The following is a 15,798-nucleotide window of genomic DNA, read 5'->3' on the forward strand; positions in this document are numbered from 1 at the left end:
GCCCTCGCCCAGACCGGCGAGCAGCGGCGCGCCGGCGGCGGCGACGTCCAGGGCGCGGACGACCAGCCGGGCCGCCGGCCGGCCCGGTCGGGTCGCGGCGGCCGCGTCGGCGTCGAGCAGGGTGTGCGCCTCGCCGTTGACGTCCACGGCCGACCACAGCGCCGTCACGTCGAGACCGAGACCCCCGAGGGCGTCGCGGAGCTGGGTCGGGGAGGTGGGGCGGCTCGGGTCGTCGTGCAGCGGCCACCACTCGTCGTCGCTGTGCCGCTCGTGCGCCGGCCGGCGGTCGAAGAGTTCGGTCAGCGCGAAGTCGTTCTGCGCCGCGACCACGACCACGGCGCCGGCGGCGGCGGTCCGGGCCAGCGCGGTGGCCCGCCGCGCCCAGTCCTGCTGCGGCGAGTCGGTGCTCATCACCCGGTCCACGCCGTCGGCGGCGACCACCAGGTCGAACGCCGTCCCGGCGGGCAGCGAGTCGACGAACCCGTCGAGCGAGCCGGCCACGAAGGTGACCTCGCCGTCGGGCCGCGCGTCGCGCAGCGCCTCCGCGTCGGTCACCGAGCGGACCAGCACCGTCGTCCGGGCGCTGCGCGCGGCGATCGCGGCGATGACGTCGGTGCCGTGCGGGCCGACCACCAGGGCGTGCGAGGCCCGGGGCAGCAGGTCGGCCAGGAGGGCGACCAGCACCGGGCCGCCGGCCGGGGCGCGCCCGCCCGAGTAGTCGCTCCAGGGCTGCATCTCGCCCCGGACGACCTCGACGTTGATCGAGCCGTTGTCAGTCACGTTCGTTCCAATCGAAGAGCATGCGCATCTCGGCCGGCGACATCATCCAGTCGCGCCCGAGTTCCTCGTCGGTGATGTCCCTGGCCACCTTGACATCGATGTCCTTGCCCAGCATCTCGGGCCAGAGCCGGGCCACCCGGGCGATGCCGCCGAAGACGGGGTTCTCGCCCTCCATGGCCATCGGGTCGCCGTAGACGGCCGGCTCGCAGCCGGCGGCGACGCCGAAGAACACCGCCGTGGAGAGCCGGTTGGCGGCGACCCGCTTGTGTCGGCGGAACGCCTCCAGCTGCTTGTACAGGAAGCGCCGGTCGGTGCCCTCGTAGTTCCAGCCCCGCTTGCCGAAGCTGATCACGTCGAAGCCGGCCTTCTCGTAGAAGCCGCGGACCTCGGGACGCTCGTACTCGGTGTAGTAGAGGCTGAACGTCACCGGGCCGGTCTCGGTCTCCCGGATCTCGTCGATCAGTCGGGCGTGGTCACCCTGGATCTTGCCGCCCTCCCAGCCGTGGAAGAGGAACCACAGGGTGCCCTCCCGCTCCTCCTCGGGCACCCGACCCAGGTCGGGTTCGAGGTCCATCAGATAGAGCCAGGGGGCGCCGATGACGTGGTAGTTGCGCCGGCCGAGGGAGTGGCCGCGCCGGCGGGGCGCGTCGCTCCACACGTAGCGCCACGCGCCGTCGAAGAACTCGTGCACCGGGTTCCAGCCGCAGCCGACGTTCCAGCCGTGCTGCAGGTAGCCGCGGATCCGCGGGGGGAACTCGTCGTCCAGGCCGCAGTGCCGGGCGAGGATGTGCGTCTGGCCGTAGTAATGGTTGTGATGGTGCATGATCACCGTACCTCGAGATGCAGTCGGCCGGAGCGGGGTCGCAGGCTGGTCGACCGACCGCCGGTCTCGGCGTCCAACGGCAGCCGGGCGATGAGGAAACCGTCGGCCTGCAGGGCGTACGGCGACCCGCCCGCCGCCGGCAGCGCGAACAGCGTCCAGTCGGCCAGCATCCGGTGCGCCGGCTGGTCGGCCAGCGGCGGCACGTGCAGGTCGACCAGGTCGACCGCGGCGGACCAGCCGTCGGTGTCCGCGCGCAGCTCGCACGGCACGTCGACGTGGTCGTCGGAGTCGTCCAGGTAGCGCCGCCACACCACGTCGCCCAGCGGGCCGTCGTCCCAACGGCGTCCGGTCACCACGAGCCGGTCGCCCGCGTCGATGCGGACCTGTTCGGCGCGCAGCTGCACCGGGCCCTCGAAGACGTTGACGTACTGGTTGGGCGAGCGGGTGACGGTGATCAGCCGGCCGTGGTGCACGGTGGACACCGCGGCGTCCAGCCCGGTGGCGAGCAGCAGCCGCCGGCCCTGGTCGCTTTCGATGCTCGGCACCCGGGCGGTGCGCTGGGTGAACGGGTCGTCCGGGTTGACCGAGTCGTGCAGGTCGTCCAGGGGGATCCGGGCGGTGAACGCCGTCCGGCTGCCGTCGGGCCGGGTGTCCAGGTCGACCCGCAGGTTGCCCGCCGAGCGGGACAGCTGCAGGTACGCGCCGGTCAGATCGGCGGGCAGCCGCCCGGAGAGCGTCAGGGCGTCGTCGGAGACGACCGCCCCGGTCAGCTCCACCGGGCGCACCGACTTGCGCAGGGCAAGCTCCCCGGTGCTGGTGCCGCCGGGCTGGATCCACACGTCGTCGCTGACCCACCCGCCGGTGGCGTGCTGCGGGTTGCCGGGCTGCGGGTTGCTCACCGTGCCGCGCCGGCGCAGCAGGCCGGAGCGGAAGTCGACGGCGAGGTGCGCCGCGGTCACCCCGGCGGGCATGGCGGCCAGCGCCGCGCGGGGCACCCGCACCTCGAAGCCGACCAGCGCCTGCTCGGTGTGCGAGTCGCGGGCGGTGAACCGCTGGACCGGCAGGTCGACCCGCTTGCCGCCGTAGGTCAGCGCCACCCGCAGCGTCGAGTTGGTGCTGGTGGGCAGGTGCCGGATCTCGGCGGTGCCGCGCACCACCAGCGCCGCGTCGTCCCAGCTCAGATCGGTGACGGTGGAGTGCACCTTCAACTCCTGCCGCGGCAGCCGGTACAGCTGGCGCGGCACGCCCGACCCGCCGCTGGCGGCGGGGTAGGCGTTCTCGTAGCGCCAGGGCAGCACGGAGTGTCGGCGGGCCCGGGCGCCGCCGGCCAGGCCGCCGTCGGCGCGGAACTCGGCCAGCCGGCGCAGCAGGTCGGCGTCGCCGGCCTCCAACGCGCGGTACTGCAACCGGTCGTACGACGAGGCGGCCTCCAGCACGGCGGGGTCCAGCCGGTGGGTCAGCCGCTGCCCCAGCGCGACCAGCGGTTCCCGCTCGTGCTCCTCGGCGGTGGCGAACGCCTGCACGACGGTGGCCAGGTCGATCTCGGCGAAGTGCCGGTGCACGATGGGCCGCAGCTCGGGGGCACGCTTGTCGAGCAGGTCCAGCACCATCTCGGCGGAGACGATCCGGTCGGCCAGGTTGCCGTACTGGAACTTCTGCTGGGTGATCGACTCGCCGGACTCGCGCTCACGCCAGAAGTAGACCGGGGCGGCGAGGCAGTCCACGGTGACCGCGTCCAGGTGGCCCTTGAGGGTGACCGGGTAGTCCTCGTACCGGATCGGCGGGAACTCGAGCTTGAACTCGTCCCAGAAGGAGCGCCGGTAGACCTTGTTCCAGACCATCCGGTCCAGCGCCAGGTTCGGGTACTCCAGGATGTGGGTGGCCTGCCGGTCGGCGGTGAAGATGCTGCGGTGCAGGTACGCCACCCGTACGCCGGAGGTGTTGTTGAACCGGCGGGCGTTGCCACCGACGAGGGAGGAGCCGCTCTGGTCGAGGGAGCGGACCATCACCTCGTAGGCGTGCGGGGCGACCAGGTCGTCGCTGTCGACGAAGGTGATGTACTCGCCCTGGCTGTTGCGTACGCCGGTGTTGCGGGCCGGTCCGAGCCCCTGGTTGTCCTGGGTGACGATCCGGAAGCGCGGGTCGCGGTCGCAGAACTCCTGCGCGATGTCGGCGCTGTGGTCCTTGGACCCGTCGTCGACCAGGACGACCTCGAAGTCGCGGAACGTCTGCCGGGTCAGCGACTCCAGGCAGTCCCGGATGTAGTCGCCGACGTTGTAGAAGGGGACGACGATGCTAAGCCGAGGCGCCATGCCGCCTCCTCCCGGCAGCCGGACGCGTCGCGGCTGCGGCGAGACGTCTCGCCACCGTGCGACACCGGACGGGGCTGGCGGCGGACGCCTGGTACTCCACGACACCACTTTCTTCAGGGTTGGGGCCGACGATCGGCACCCAGGCTAGCCGAACCGGGCGTGCCCGCCGATTACCGGCCCGAGCCTGTTGTACCGCGATGTACCGCGAATGCACATGCTGAGGCTGCGCCGACCGGGTCGGTGACGTGACCGCCGTCACCTCCGCTCAGCGGGCAATCACTTTTGGTGATGCCGTGACCAGCGCGTACGCCATCCGCAACGCCAGCCCGCGGGCCCGGCCACGACCGCGTCGGCGGTCGGATCGGCGGTGACCTTCGGGGGTGTGCGCCGACGGTAGACGATGCCGGGCCGGCCGCGACAGGGGCGATGTTCCTGCGCCGGGGCGTACCGGACGCATACGGTCGCAGGTGATGGGCGGTGAGGCGACGTGGACCCGACCGGCCCGGCGGAGCCGGCCGGTGCGGACCGGCCTGCTGCTGGGCGGCCTGGCGATGATCCTGTGCCTGGTCGGGGTGGCCGGGCTGGGGGCGTGGAACCTGCAGGTGATCATCGGGGCCAGCGGCCCGGTGCGGGAGACCGCCGACGGGTTCTTCCGGGAGGTCTCCGCCGGTGAGGTGGACCGGGCGTACGAGCGGCTCTGCGCGCCGGCCCGGGGCCGGTGGAGCGAGGTGGGCTTCGCCGGCTGGGTGCGGACCCCGCCGGTGGTCAGCGGCTACGAGATCGTCGACGTGTCGGTGCGCACCAAGGGCGGCAAGCCGGTCGGCGAGGTGATCGTGCGGGTCACCCGCGACGGGGGCGCCAGTGAGCAGCGGACCCTGCCCATGGTCCGGGAGAAGGGGGAGTGGCGGGTCTGCGGCGACCCGTTCTAGATCAGGAGCGCGGGCCGAGGTCGCCGGAGCGGAAGTGCCGCCGGCAGAGCACCTGGTAGCGCACGTCGGCGGTATCGGCGGTGTCGCCGATGACCACCTGGGCGCCCTCGCGCACGACCCGCCCGTCGACGACGCGGGCGTTGAGCAGCCCCTCCCGGCCGCACCAGCAGAGCACCTCGATCTGGATCCGGGCCACGGAGTCGGCCAGCTCGAACAGCCGCTGCGCGGCGGGGAAGAGGCAGGAGCGGAAGTCGGTGGCCAGGCCGAACGCGTACACGTCGACGTCGTAGCTGTCGACCAGCTCGGCCATCTGCTCGACGTGCTCCACGTTGTAGAAGGACGCCTCGTCGCAGATGAGGTAGTCGACGCGTACCCCCTCGGCCCAGGTGTCGCGGACCAGCGCGCGCAGGTCGAGGTCGTCGGTGACCTCGACGGCGGAGTGGGCCAGGCCGATGCGGCTGGTGACCTGGGGCCCCAGCGACCGGTCGATGCGGGTGGTGACCAGCCCGCGCCGGCCCTGCCGCGCGTGGTTGTAGTTCATCTGCAGGGCCATGGTGGACTTGCCGCAGTCCATCGGCCCCCAGAAGAACTTCAGCGCGGCGGCGTGCAGCGGTCGCCCGTCGACGCCGCGGGCGGCGGCGCAGCCGGCCCGGCTGTCGTCCGGACCCGGGAGGGGGCGGGCCAGGCAGGTCGGGGCGGCAGCGGCGTCGTCGGTCACGTCGGGGCAGCCTAGTCCATCGAGCGGCCCCGATCCGGCCGGTCAGAGCACCCGGGGCGGGGTGTTGCCGGCGGCGACGATGGCGCGCCGGATCGGCACGGCGGCCAGCAGCGCGAAGCCGACCACGAAGAAGATCAGCAGTGAGACCAGGCCCACCCGGTAGGAGGCGGTGAGCTGGAACACCAGGCCGAAGGCGAGCGGGCCGAGCCAGCTGGTGCCCTTGTCGCTGATCTCGTAGAAGCCGTAGTACTCGCCCTCGCGACCGGCGGGGATGAGCTGGCTGAACAGCGAGCGGCTCAGCGCCTGGCTGCCGCCGAGCACCAGGCCGATCGCCCCGCCGAGGATCATGAACGGCAGCGGCGCCTCGGCGGGCAGCCGGAACGCGGCGATGATCACGCCGGTCCAGAGCACCAGGGACAGCAGTACGGTCTTCCAGGCGCCGATGCGCCGGGCGAGCGCGCCGAGGGCGAGCGCGCCGCCGAAGGCGAGGAACTGCACCAGCAGGATCGTCACGATCAGGGTGCTCTGTTCCAGCCGCAGCTCCTCGGTGCCGTACTGGCTGGCCAGGGTGATGACGGTCTGGATGCCGTCGTTGTAGACCAGGAAGGCGAGCAGGAAGAACAGCGTCAGCGGGTACGCCTTGATCTGGCGCAGGGTGTGGCCGAGCTGCCGGAACCCGTCGGTGAGCACGTTGCCGCCGCCGCGCAGCGCCGCGGCGGTGGGGTGTTCGCGCAGCCAGCGCAGCGGCACCAGGGTGAACGCCGCCCACCAGATGCCGGCGGAGACGATCGACCAGCGGGCCAGGTCGAGGGTGCGCTGCGGGTTGCCCTCCTCGCTGAGCATGGTCACCGCGACCAGGTTCAGCGCGAGCAGCAGCCCACCGCCGAGGTAGCCGATGGCCCAGCCGCGGCTGGAGATGCCGTCACGCTCGTCCGGGCCGCCGAGCTGCGGCAGGAACGAGTTGTAGACGACGATCGCGGCCCCGAAGGAGATGTTGGCGATCAGGAACAGCGCCCCGCCGAGCAGATACCGCTCACCGGTGACGAGGGCGAACGCGATGGTCGCGCCGGCGCCGGTGAACGCGGCGGCGGCGAGCAGCCGCTTCTTGTGCGTCGACCGGTCGGCGATCGCGCCGACCACCGGCAGCACGAAGACGGTGAGGAAGACCGACAGCGAGATCAGGTAGGGGTAGTACGAGCCCGCGGCGACCCGGATGCCCAGGGGGTGCACGTAGCCGTCGCAGCTGTCGGCGCCGAGTTCGCAGCCGGCCGCCAGTTCGGTGACGGTGGTGAGGAACGGGCCGAGGAAGACCGTGATGACGGTGGTCTGGAACGCCGAGTTCGCCCAGTCGTAGAGGTACCAGCCGCGCCGTTCCCGGCGGGTGCTGGCCGGCGGTGGGGTGTCGGCAACGGCAGGGGTGACCGTCTCGGCCATCGGGGTCCTCGGGGTTCAGGCGGCCCAGTGGCCGCGGCTGCGGTAGACGTCGCGCAGCACGCCGACGTGATCGGTCATGATGCCATCCACCCCAAGATCAAGTAAGTCGTGCATCTGGGCGGGTTCGTCGATCGTCCAGACATGCACCTGCAACCCGAGACGGTGGCAGTAGGCGAGGAACCGGCGGTCCACCACGGGCACCCGGCCGTAGTGCGGCGGCACCTGGGCGGCGACCACCGACTCCGGCAGCCGCAGCGCCCGGCCGTGCAGCGAGGCCAGCCACAACCGGGCCACCCCGCGCATGCCCAGGCTGGTGGCCACCCGGCCCTGCGTCAGCGCCCGCAGCCGGGTCAGCCGCGCGTCGCTGAACGAGGCCAGCAGCACCCGGTCGGCGGCGCCGGCCCGGGTCACCGCGGCGACCGCCGGTTCGACGCCGGGGTCGGACTTCACGTCGACGTTGAACCGGACCTGCGGCCAGGCGCCCAGCACCTCGTCCAGCCGGGGTACGACGGCGGCGCCGCCGACCCGGACCGAGGCGAGGTCGGCCCAGCGCAGCTCGGCGATGCGCCCGCGCTGCCCGGTGACCCGTTGCAGGGTCTGGTCGTGGAAGACCACGGCCACCCCGTCGGCGGTGGCGTGCACGTCGGTCTCCACGTACCGGTAGCCGAGGCCGACCGCCCGGGTGAACGCCTCGACGGTGTTCTCGTCACCGTCGGCGGCGCCGCCGCGGTGGGCGAAGGCCAGCGGCGCGGGCGCGTCGAGGTAGCCGAAGCGGGGCTGCACGCCCGGCAGTATGCCCGCCCCGGGTGGCGTACGGGTGACCGGCCGGCGACCATCCGACCCGACCGATACTCCCTTCCTATCCGTCCCTGTCATGCCTGAGCGGTCAGGCCAGCCAGCCGGCGGTGGTGGCGGTGACCGCCCGGCCGTCGAGGTCGCTGAGCTTCATGCCGACGAACTGCCGGGCGGTGGGCGAGGTCTGCACCCGGGGTGCCGGTTCGGGGTCGGTCAGGGTGGCGACCACCACCGCCGCGGCGTCCGCCGGGGACTGCGCCGCCGCGAACGCCCCGGCGCTGCGCTGAAGGTACGCCCGCAGCGCCGGCCCGTACACGCCGGCCGCGGCGACGGCGGCGTCGGTGTCGATGCCGACGTTGGCGACGAACTCGCTGGCCACCGCGCCCGGCTCGACAACGGTCACGGTGACCCCGACGGTGGCGGCGAGCGGGGCGAGGGACTCCATGTACCCCTCGACGGCGAACTTGGCCGCGCAGTACGCCTCGTTGAACGGCTGCCCGATCACCCCGCCGACGCTGGTGACGCTCACCAGTCGCCCCCGGCTGGCGCGCAGGTGCGGCAGGGCGGCCCGGCTGACGTGCAGCACGCCGAAGAAGTTGACCTCCATGACGGCGCGCACGTCGTCGACGGTCTCCTGTTCCAGGGTGCCGACGTGTCCGGCGCCGGCATTGTTGACCACCGCGTCGAGGCGCCCGTACCGGCCGATCACGTCGGCCAGCGCGGCGGTGACGGAGGCCTGGTCGGTGACGTCGAGCCGGCGTACGTCGATCAGGCCGGCGACCCCGGCGGCGTCGGCGGCGGCGCGCAGCCGGTCGGCGCGGGACACGTCGCGCATGGTGGCCACGGTCCGCCAGCCGGCGCGGGCGCAGCCCAGCGCGACCTCCAACCCGATGCCGGTGGACGTCCCGGTGATCAGCACGGTCTGCTCGCTCATCTGTTCCCTGCTTCCGTGACGGGGTGCTCCGGGCAGAGTCTCATCGTTCGAGCGCACTCGAAGGCAAACCCGACGACCGTCGCGGCCCGCTCAGCCGGGCGGGCGGCGGCGGTGGGAGCGGCTGGTGTCGATCGGCCGGCCGGGGTCGACGTGCCGGGGCCGGTCCGGCTCGTCGGGGCGCAGCGGCACCAGGGCCGCGGTGATCGCGTCGGTGATCCGGTCGGTGCCGATGCGGGCGGCGCCGGGCGTGCCCCGGTCGAGGTCGTGCAGGTCGAGCGGGTCGCCGAAGCGGACCCGGATCACGGGGCGGCGCCACAGGGACCGGGCGAGGCCGCGCAGCATGCCCTTGGGCGCCCGGTACGGCAGCACCTCGTGCGAGCCCCACTGGGCGACCGGGACGATCGGGGCCCCGCAGGCCAGGGCGAGCCGGGCGGCGCCGGTCTTGCCGCGTTCGGGCCACATGCCCGGGTCCAGGCCGATGCGCCCCTCGGGGTAGACCAGCACCACGGAGCCGGCGGCGACCGCGTCGGCGGCGGCGTCGAGGGCGCGGTGCACGGCGGCGGTGCCCCGGTCGACGCGCAGGTGCCCGGCGCGGCGCATCAGCCCGCCGAGGACGGGGGCGCGGAACAGTCCGCCGGTGGCCATGAAGCGGGGGGCGACGCCACGGGCCCGGCAGGCGGCGGCGAGCACCACCGGGTCGAACGGGCTGATGTGGTTGGCGGCCAGGATCAGCGGCCCACGCCGCAGGGGCACCGGCACGTCGCCGGTGACCTCCAGCCGGGCCAGGGCGCCGACGACGAGGCGGGCGACGAGCTGGGCGGCGCGCCACAGCAGCGGCGGCTTCCACATGGTCGGGGTGTTCATCAGTGACGGATGGTCGCACGCATGAGGGTGACGGTGGGGGCCGGTCCCGGGCCGGGCGGCAGAGGTGATCAGGGTCATTGGTCCCGGGTGGGGTCGGGACCCCCGGCCCTGCCGCTTTGTCTACGACGAGCAGTAGTATTTACTACGTCTCGTAGTATGAACAGCTGGGGGTTTCAGGTGGACGCGTTGGACGTCGCCCGCTGGCAATTCGGTGTCACCACCGTCTACCACTTCCTTTTCGTGCCGCTGACCATCGGCCTGTCCGTGCTGGTCGCCATCCTCCAGACCCTGTGGCACCGCACCGGCGACGAGCGGTACCTGAAGCTGACCAAGTTCTACGGCAAGCTCTTTTTGATCAACTTCGCGATGGGTGTGGTCACCGGCATCGTGCAGGAGTTCCAGTTCGGCATGAACTGGAGCGACTACTCCCGCTTCGTCGGCGACATCTTCGGCGCCCCCCTGGCCATCGAGGCGCTGGTCGCCTTCTTCCTCGAGTCGACCTTCATCGGCCTGTGGATCTTCGGCTGGGAGCGGCTGCCCAAGCGCCTGCACCTGGCCAGCATCTGGGCCGCCGCGATCGGCACCAACCTCAGCGCCTACTTCATCCTCGCCGCGAACTCGTTCATGCAGAACCCGGTCGGCTACCGGATCAACCCGACCACCGGCCGGGCGGAGCTGACCGACTTCGTCGCCGTGCTGACCAACAAGGTCGCGTTGGTCACCTTCCCGCACACCCTGTCCGGCGCGTTCCTGGTGGCCGGGTCGCTGGTCGTCGCCGTCGGCCTGTTCCACGTGATCCGCCATCGGGACAGCGCCGACGCCGGGGCGTACCGGTTCGCCACGAAGTTCGGCTCCTGGGTGGTCCTGGTCTCCTCGGCCCTGGTGATGTTCACCGGCGACATCCAGGGCAAGATCATGACGGACGTGCAGCCGATGAAGATGGCCGCCGCCGAGGGCCTCTACACCACCGAGAGCCCCGCCTCGTTCTCCGTGCTCACCGTCGGCAGCCTCGACGGCAGCCGTGAGGTCTTCGCCCTCAAGATCCCGTACCTGCTGTCGTTCCTCGGCACCGGCGACCCGAACGGCACCGTGCAGGGCATCAACGACCTGCAGGCCCAGTACGCCAGCCAGTACGGCGCCGGCAGCTACACCCCGATCATCCCGGTCACCTACTGGAGCTTCCGCTTCATGATCGCCTTCGGGATGGCCGCCGCCGCGATCGCCCTGCTGGTCCTCTGGAGCCAGCGCAAGGGCCGCACCCCGACCAGCAGATGGCTGCTGTGGGCCGGCCTGGTGATGCCGGTGCTGCCGCTGCTGGCCAACTCCTTCGGCTGGATCTTCACCGAGATGGGCCGGCAGCCGTGGATCGTCTTCGGCGAGATGCTCACCCGCAACGGGGTGTCCCGCACCGTCTCCCTGGCCGAGGTGCTCACCTCCTTCACCGCGTTCACGCTGATCTACGCCACCCTGGCCGTGGTCGAGTTCAAGCTGCTGGTCCGCTATGCCAGGGCCGGCGTACCGGAACTCACCCCGGAGCCCGAGCCCGCCGACGACAGCGACGACGCCGAGCGTCCGCTCGCCTTCGCCTACTGATCCCGGAGCGCATCGTGGAACTGACCACCATCTGGTTTCTCCTCGTGGCCGTGCTGTTCACCGGCTACTTCATCCTCGAGGGATTCGACTTCGGCGTCGGCATGCTGCTGCCGGTGCTGGGCCGCGACGACCGGGAACGCCGCGTCCTGATCAACACCATCGGCCCGGTCTGGGACGGCAACGAGGTCTGGCTGATCACCGCCGGCGGCGCGATGTTCGCCGCCTTCCCCGAGTGGTACGCCACCCTCTTCTCCGGCTTCTACCTGCCGCTGCTGCTGATCCTGCTGGCCCTGATCGCCCGGGGGGTGGCCTTCGAGTACCGGCACAAGCGCCCCGAGGCGTCCTGGAAGCGCCGCTGGGACGCGGCGATCTTCTTCGGCTCGCTGGTGCCGGCGATCCTGTGGGGTGTGGCCTTCGCCAACATCCTGCGCGGCGTGCCGCTGGACGCCGACCACGAGTACGTCGGCGGCCTGTTCGACCTGCTCAACCCGTACGCCCTGCTGGGCGGCCTGACCACGCTGGCGCTCTTCCTCACCCACGGCGCGGTGTTCATCGCGCTGAAGACCACCGGTGAGATCCGCGAGCGGGCCGGCGCGCTGGCCGTGAAGCTCGGCCTCGGCACCGCCGTGGTGGCGGTGGCCTTCCTGGCCTGGACGCTGAGCATCCGCTCCAGCGCGGCGGCCGTCGTGCTCGCCGTGGGCGCGGCCCTCGCCCTGGTCGCCGGTCTCGCCGCCGCCCGGGTACGCCGGGAGGGCTGGGCGTTCACCGGCACCGCCGTGGCGATCGCCCTGGCCGTGGCGACCCTGTTCGCGGCGCTGTTCCCCAACGTCATGCCCTCGACGCTGGACGCCGCCGGCACGCTGACGGCGACCAACGCCGCGTCCACCCCGTACACCCTGAAGATCATGACCTGGGTGGCGGTGGTCTTCACCCCGATCGTGCTGGCCTATCAAGGATGGACCTACTGGGTGTTCCGCAAGCGAATCGGGGTACAGAACATCCCGCAACACTGAAGGGCGCGCATGTGGGGCGCGAGGGCGCGGGGCCGGTGCGAGGGGGTCGCACCGGCCCCGCGGTGCGTTCACGCCCCGGCCAGCTCCGCGTCGGCGCGCCGCTTGAGCAGGGTCAGGACCCGGGCCGTGACGGCCGTGTCGGCGGCGGGAATGTCGGCGTACAGCCGGGCGGTGAGGTCGGCGACGGCGTCCGCGATGCGCTGCCGCCGGGCGGCGCCGGCGTGGGTCAGCGCGAGCCCGGAGCCGCCCGCCGGCAGCTCGCGCAGCAGCCCGGCGGCGGTCAGCTCGTCGAGCGTGGCCCGCGCCGTGGTCTGGCCGACCTTGAGCGCGCCGGTCAGCCGGGCGACCAGATCGGCGCGGGTGGCGACGCCGCCCTCGGCGGTCACGGCGTTCAGCGCGACGGACTGGTGGAAGGTGACTGCGCACCGGGCGAGCTCGCGTTCGAGGACGGCCCGGGTGGCGTAGTGGGCCAGGCCGATGACCTGGCCGTTGAGCACGGTCGACATGGGATCCTCCGCGATGTTGGTGAAGCCAACGTTGGCCGGGCCAACATATCAGAGATCGTGGGTGCGGCCAACGATCGCTGGTAGGGTCCGACCATGGCATCCGCCCCCGACCCGCGCGCCCTGCCGAGCTGGCTGCTCACCCAGAGCGCCGCGCACGCCTCCCGGCTCGTCGCCGACGGCCTCGCCGCGGTCCACGCCCGCGGCTACCACTACCGGCTCCTGGCCGCCCTCGCCGAGGACGGCCCGGCCAGCCAGGCCGACCTGGGTCGCCGCTGCGGCATCGACCGCAGCGACGTGGTCGCCGCCCTCAACGAACTGGCCGCCCGCGACCTCGTCCGCCGCACGCCCGACCCGGCCGACCGGCGCCGCAACGTCGTCACCCTCACCGACACCGGCCGGCACGAGCTGCGCCGGATGGGGGAGACCCTCGACCAGGTCCAGGACACCCTCCTCGCGCCCCTGTCCGCCGCCGACCGCGCCGAGCTCACCCGCCTGCTCACCACCCTGCTGGAGCACCACACCGGGCGGTGAAAACCCGGGCGCGCTCACCGAGGGCGACCGCCTAGGGTGTGCCGGTGCCCGTCACCGTCCGCGAACTCACCACCGCCGAGCTGACCGACGCCTGGCAGCTCGGCCGGCTGGCCTTCGGCTCCGACCCCCAACCACCCCCGACGCCCGCCGACGCACCACCCGGCATGACCCGCTACGGCGCGTTCGACGACACCGGCCGGCTCGTCGGCAAGGCCGTCGACCTGCACCACCACCAGTGGTGGGCCGGCCGTGCGGTCAGCGCCGCCGACGTCGGCGGCGTCGCCGTCGCGCCCGAGGCGCGCGGCCGGGGCGTCGCCCGCACCCTGCTGCGGACGCTGCTGCGCGGCGCCCACGACCGGGGCGCCGCCGTCAGCGCGCTGTTCCCCACCGTCGCCGCCCCCTACCGGGCCTGCGGCTGGGAGATCGCCGGCGTGCTGCGCACCGTCACGCTGCCCACCTCGACGCTGCCCCGGCACCGGCCCGGCGACCGGCTGAGCGTCCGCTCCGGCGGCCCCGCCGACCTGGCCGCCACCCTCGACCTCTACGAGAGCGTCACCCGCCACCGCAACGGCCCCCTCACCCGCCGCGGCGCGCTGTACGACCACTTCCGCGCCCAGCGGGAAGACCTGCCCTACGACGGGCTCACCCTCGTCGAGGACGACGGCCGCCTGGTCGGCTACGCCGGCTGGCAGCGCGGCCGCGGCTACGGCCACGACAGCGTGCTCACCGTCGACGACATCGTCGCCACCACCGACGACGCCGCCCGCGAGCTCGTCGGCGTCCTCGCCAGCTGGCACAGCGTCGCCCCCACCCTGCGGCTGACCCTGCTGCCCGGCGACGCCGTCAGCGCCCACCTGCCGGTGGAGAGCGGCCGCGAACACGAGCAGGACACCTGGATGCACCGCCCCGTCGACGTCACCCGCGCCGTGCGCGACCGGGGCTGGCCGCCGTACGTGCGCGGCAGCGTCACCTTCACCCTCGACGACCCGCTCGCCGACTGGAACACCGGCACCTGGCGGCTGGAGGTCGCCGACGGCGCCGCCGACCTGCGCCGCAGCGACTCCGACACCGACCTGCACCTGAGCGTGCGCGGCTTCGCTCTGCTCTACGTCGGCGTGGCCACCGCGTCGGCCGTCGCCGAGGCGGGCCTGCTGCGCCACGCCGCCGGCGTCGACCCGCGCGCCCTGGACCTGCTCGCCGCCGGCGGGCCGGCACACCTGCACGACTACTTCTGACCCGGACCCGGTGGCGCGGCCCGCTACGGCCCGCGCCACCGGCAGCCACCCCGGACACCCCGTCGCAGGCGGTGCCACGGTGACAGCCGGACAACGGCTAGCGGGCCTCGCGCAGCTCCGCCAGTCGCGCCTCGATCTCGGCCAGCTCGGCGCGCAGCTTCTGGGCCTGCTGCTCCGCCTCCGCCCGCTCGGAGGACAGGATCTGCTCCACCGCCTCCTGCACGCCCGGCACGTCCACCAGCGCCACCATCTTCAACGCCTCCGCCGGCCTGACCACGTACGGCTTCGCCAGCGCCTTGGCGCCCTGCTGCGCGGCGACCGTCCACTCGCCGTCGGCGTACGCCAGGGTCACCGTGAGCCCCGCCGGGCCCTTCGGCTTCGCGGCCTTCACCGGCCGCCGCGCCGGCGCCTTCTCCACCTGCTGCTGCTCCACCTTCGGCTCCTCCCGACGCGGCGCCGGCACCCGCGGGGTGTCCAGCACGAACTCCGGAGCCGCCGGCGCCGCCGGCTCCGCCACCGGCGGCTCCGGCTTCGGCTCCGCCACCCGGCGGCCCGCCCCGCGTGGCGCCACGGCCAGGTCGGCGGGGGAGAAGGGCAGCTCGTCGCGGCCGAACCGGACCACCACGAACTCGTCGGACGCCTCCGGGTCGGTCAGCTCCACCACCTGCCCCACCTGCCCGGCGATCTGACCCGCCGAGGCGGTGAACACCACCTTGGGCTTGCGGCCCGCCGCCAACGCCTCCCGGAAGTTCCGTACCTCGTCAGTGGACAAACCGTCGCCCGCCATCACAGCCCTCTTCCGTACACCTGTTTGATTCCTGCCTTGATACCAGTCGGCTGCGACAACCGGAAGATCAACCCCCCAACGCCCGCAACGCGGCGTCGGCGTGCTCGTTCATGCCCAACTCGCTGTGGACCACCGCCAGCACCCGCCGATCCGGGCCGATCACGAACGTCATCCGCCGGGTGCTCAACGGCCCCAGCGGCAACCGCCGACGCACCCCGAACGCCTGCGCCACCGCACCGTCGACGTCCGACAGCAGCGGATAGTCGAACCCGTGCAGCCGGGAGAACTCCGCCTGCTTCTCCACCGGGTCCCGGCTGATCCCCACCCGCTGCGCACCGACCGCCGCGAACTCCGCCGCCAGGTCCCGGAAGTGGCAGCTCTCCGCCGTACACCCCCGGGTCATCGCCGCCGGATAGAAGAACAACACCACCGGACCGGCCGCCAGCAGCTCCGACAGCCGCCGCGGCGTACCCGTCTCGTCCGGCAGCTCGAAATCCTCGACCAGGTCACCGACACTCACACCCACCACGCACCTCCACATAGC

General features: G+C 72.9%; 15 protein-coding genes and 1 pseudogene. 5 read left to right on the plus strand and 11 right to left on the minus strand.

Going from position 1 to position 15,798, the window contains the following annotated elements:
* The 3 genes and pseudogenes from V6U81_RS19615 to V6U81_RS19625 form a co-directional block, all read right to left on the minus strand.
* Positions 1 to 780: pseudogene (locus V6U81_RS19615) on the minus strand (hypothetical protein); the annotation flags it as partial.
* Positions 773 to 1,603: a hypothetical protein gene (locus tag V6U81_RS19620; protein ID WP_334491305.1), complete on the minus strand. Its 831-nt coding sequence runs from the start codon at positions 1,601 to 1,603 to the stop codon at positions 773 to 775. The gene V6U81_RS19620 and the pseudogene V6U81_RS19615, both read right to left, overlap by 8 nt.
* 2 nt (positions 1,604 to 1,605) lie before the next feature.
* A complete protein-coding gene (locus V6U81_RS19625; RefSeq protein ID WP_334491306.1) occupies positions 1,606 to 3,915 on the minus strand; it encodes a glycosyltransferase in 2,310 nt (769 codons plus the stop codon).
* A 470-nt stretch (positions 3,916 to 4,385) separates the two neighbouring features.
* On the opposite strand from V6U81_RS19625, the gene V6U81_RS19630 reads away from it, so the two are divergent.
* Positions 4,386 to 4,844, plus strand: coding sequence for an Rv0361 family membrane protein (locus tag V6U81_RS19630; protein WP_334491307.1), 459 nt, complete (start codon positions 4,386 to 4,388; stop codon positions 4,842 to 4,844).
* A gap of 1 nt (position 4,845) precedes the next feature.
* Here V6U81_RS19630 and V6U81_RS19635 read toward each other — a convergent pair whose 3' ends face one another.
* From V6U81_RS19635 to V6U81_RS19655, 5 genes are all read right to left on the minus strand, one after another.
* Positions 4,846 to 5,562, minus strand: coding sequence for a thymidine kinase (locus V6U81_RS19635; RefSeq protein WP_334491308.1), 717 nt, complete (start codon positions 5,560 to 5,562; stop codon positions 4,846 to 4,848).
* A 42-nt stretch (positions 5,563 to 5,604) separates the two neighbouring features.
* Positions 5,605 to 6,996: an MFS transporter gene (locus V6U81_RS19640; protein WP_334491309.1), complete on the minus strand. Its 1,392-nt coding sequence runs from the start codon at positions 6,994 to 6,996 to the stop codon at positions 5,605 to 5,607.
* 15 nt (positions 6,997 to 7,011) lie between these two features.
* A complete protein-coding gene (locus V6U81_RS19645; protein ID WP_334491311.1) occupies positions 7,012 to 7,779 on the minus strand; it encodes a glycerophosphodiester phosphodiesterase family protein in 768 nt (255 codons plus the stop codon).
* A 103-nt stretch (positions 7,780 to 7,882) separates the two neighbouring features.
* Complete coding sequence (locus tag V6U81_RS19650) at positions 7,883 to 8,725, minus strand: SDR family NAD(P)-dependent oxidoreductase (protein ID WP_334491312.1); 843 nt, start codon at positions 8,723 to 8,725, stop codon at positions 7,883 to 7,885.
* 90 nt (positions 8,726 to 8,815) lie between these two features.
* Entirely contained in the window at positions 8,816 to 9,589 is a 774-nt protein-coding gene (locus tag V6U81_RS19655) for a lysophospholipid acyltransferase family protein (protein WP_334491313.1), read from the minus strand.
* Between the two features lie 177 nt (positions 9,590 to 9,766).
* On the opposite strand from V6U81_RS19655, the gene V6U81_RS19660 reads away from it, so the two are divergent.
* Both V6U81_RS19660 and cydB read left to right on the plus strand, forming a co-directional pair.
* Positions 9,767 to 11,182 (plus strand): cytochrome ubiquinol oxidase subunit I, encoded by a 1,416-nt coding sequence (locus tag V6U81_RS19660; protein WP_334491369.1) that lies wholly within the window; start codon positions 9,767 to 9,769, stop codon positions 11,180 to 11,182.
* A gap of 14 nt (positions 11,183 to 11,196) precedes the next feature.
* A complete protein-coding gene (gene cydB / locus V6U81_RS19665; protein WP_334491314.1) occupies positions 11,197 to 12,195 on the plus strand; it encodes a cytochrome d ubiquinol oxidase subunit II in 999 nt (332 codons plus the stop codon).
* Positions 12,196 to 12,263: 68 nt separating this feature from the next.
* On the opposite strand, the gene V6U81_RS19670 is transcribed toward cydB, so the two are convergent.
* Positions 12,264 to 12,701, minus strand: coding sequence for a hypothetical protein (locus tag V6U81_RS19670; protein ID WP_334491315.1), 438 nt, complete (start codon positions 12,699 to 12,701; stop codon positions 12,264 to 12,266).
* Between the two features lie 93 nt (positions 12,702 to 12,794).
* Between V6U81_RS19670 and V6U81_RS19675 the strand changes: the two genes are divergently transcribed.
* Positions 12,795 to 13,232 (plus strand): MarR family winged helix-turn-helix transcriptional regulator, encoded by a 438-nt coding sequence (locus tag V6U81_RS19675; protein WP_334491316.1) that lies wholly within the window; start codon positions 12,795 to 12,797, stop codon positions 13,230 to 13,232.
* A gap of 38 nt (positions 13,233 to 13,270) precedes the next feature.
* Positions 13,271 to 14,467 (plus strand): GNAT family N-acetyltransferase, encoded by a 1,197-nt coding sequence (locus V6U81_RS19680; RefSeq protein ID WP_334491317.1) that lies wholly within the window; start codon positions 13,271 to 13,273, stop codon positions 14,465 to 14,467.
* A gap of 97 nt (positions 14,468 to 14,564) precedes the next feature.
* Here the strand turns inward: V6U81_RS19680 and V6U81_RS19685 are convergent, their stop codons facing one another.
* Both V6U81_RS19685 and V6U81_RS19690 read right to left on the minus strand, forming a co-directional pair.
* Positions 14,565 to 15,254, minus strand: coding sequence for a hypothetical protein (locus tag V6U81_RS19685; protein WP_334491318.1), 690 nt, complete (start codon positions 15,252 to 15,254; stop codon positions 14,565 to 14,567).
* Positions 15,255 to 15,321: 67 nt separating this feature from the next.
* Entirely contained in the window at positions 15,322 to 15,795 is a 474-nt protein-coding gene (locus V6U81_RS19690; RefSeq protein ID WP_334491319.1) for a peroxiredoxin, read from the minus strand.
* Between the last annotated feature and the right edge of the window lie 3 nt (positions 15,796 to 15,798).

This window comes from Micromonospora lacuserhaii (assembly GCF_036902735.1).
In the GTDB taxonomy this organism is placed as follows: Bacteria; Actinomycetota; Actinomycetes; order Mycobacteriales; family Micromonosporaceae; genus Micromonospora.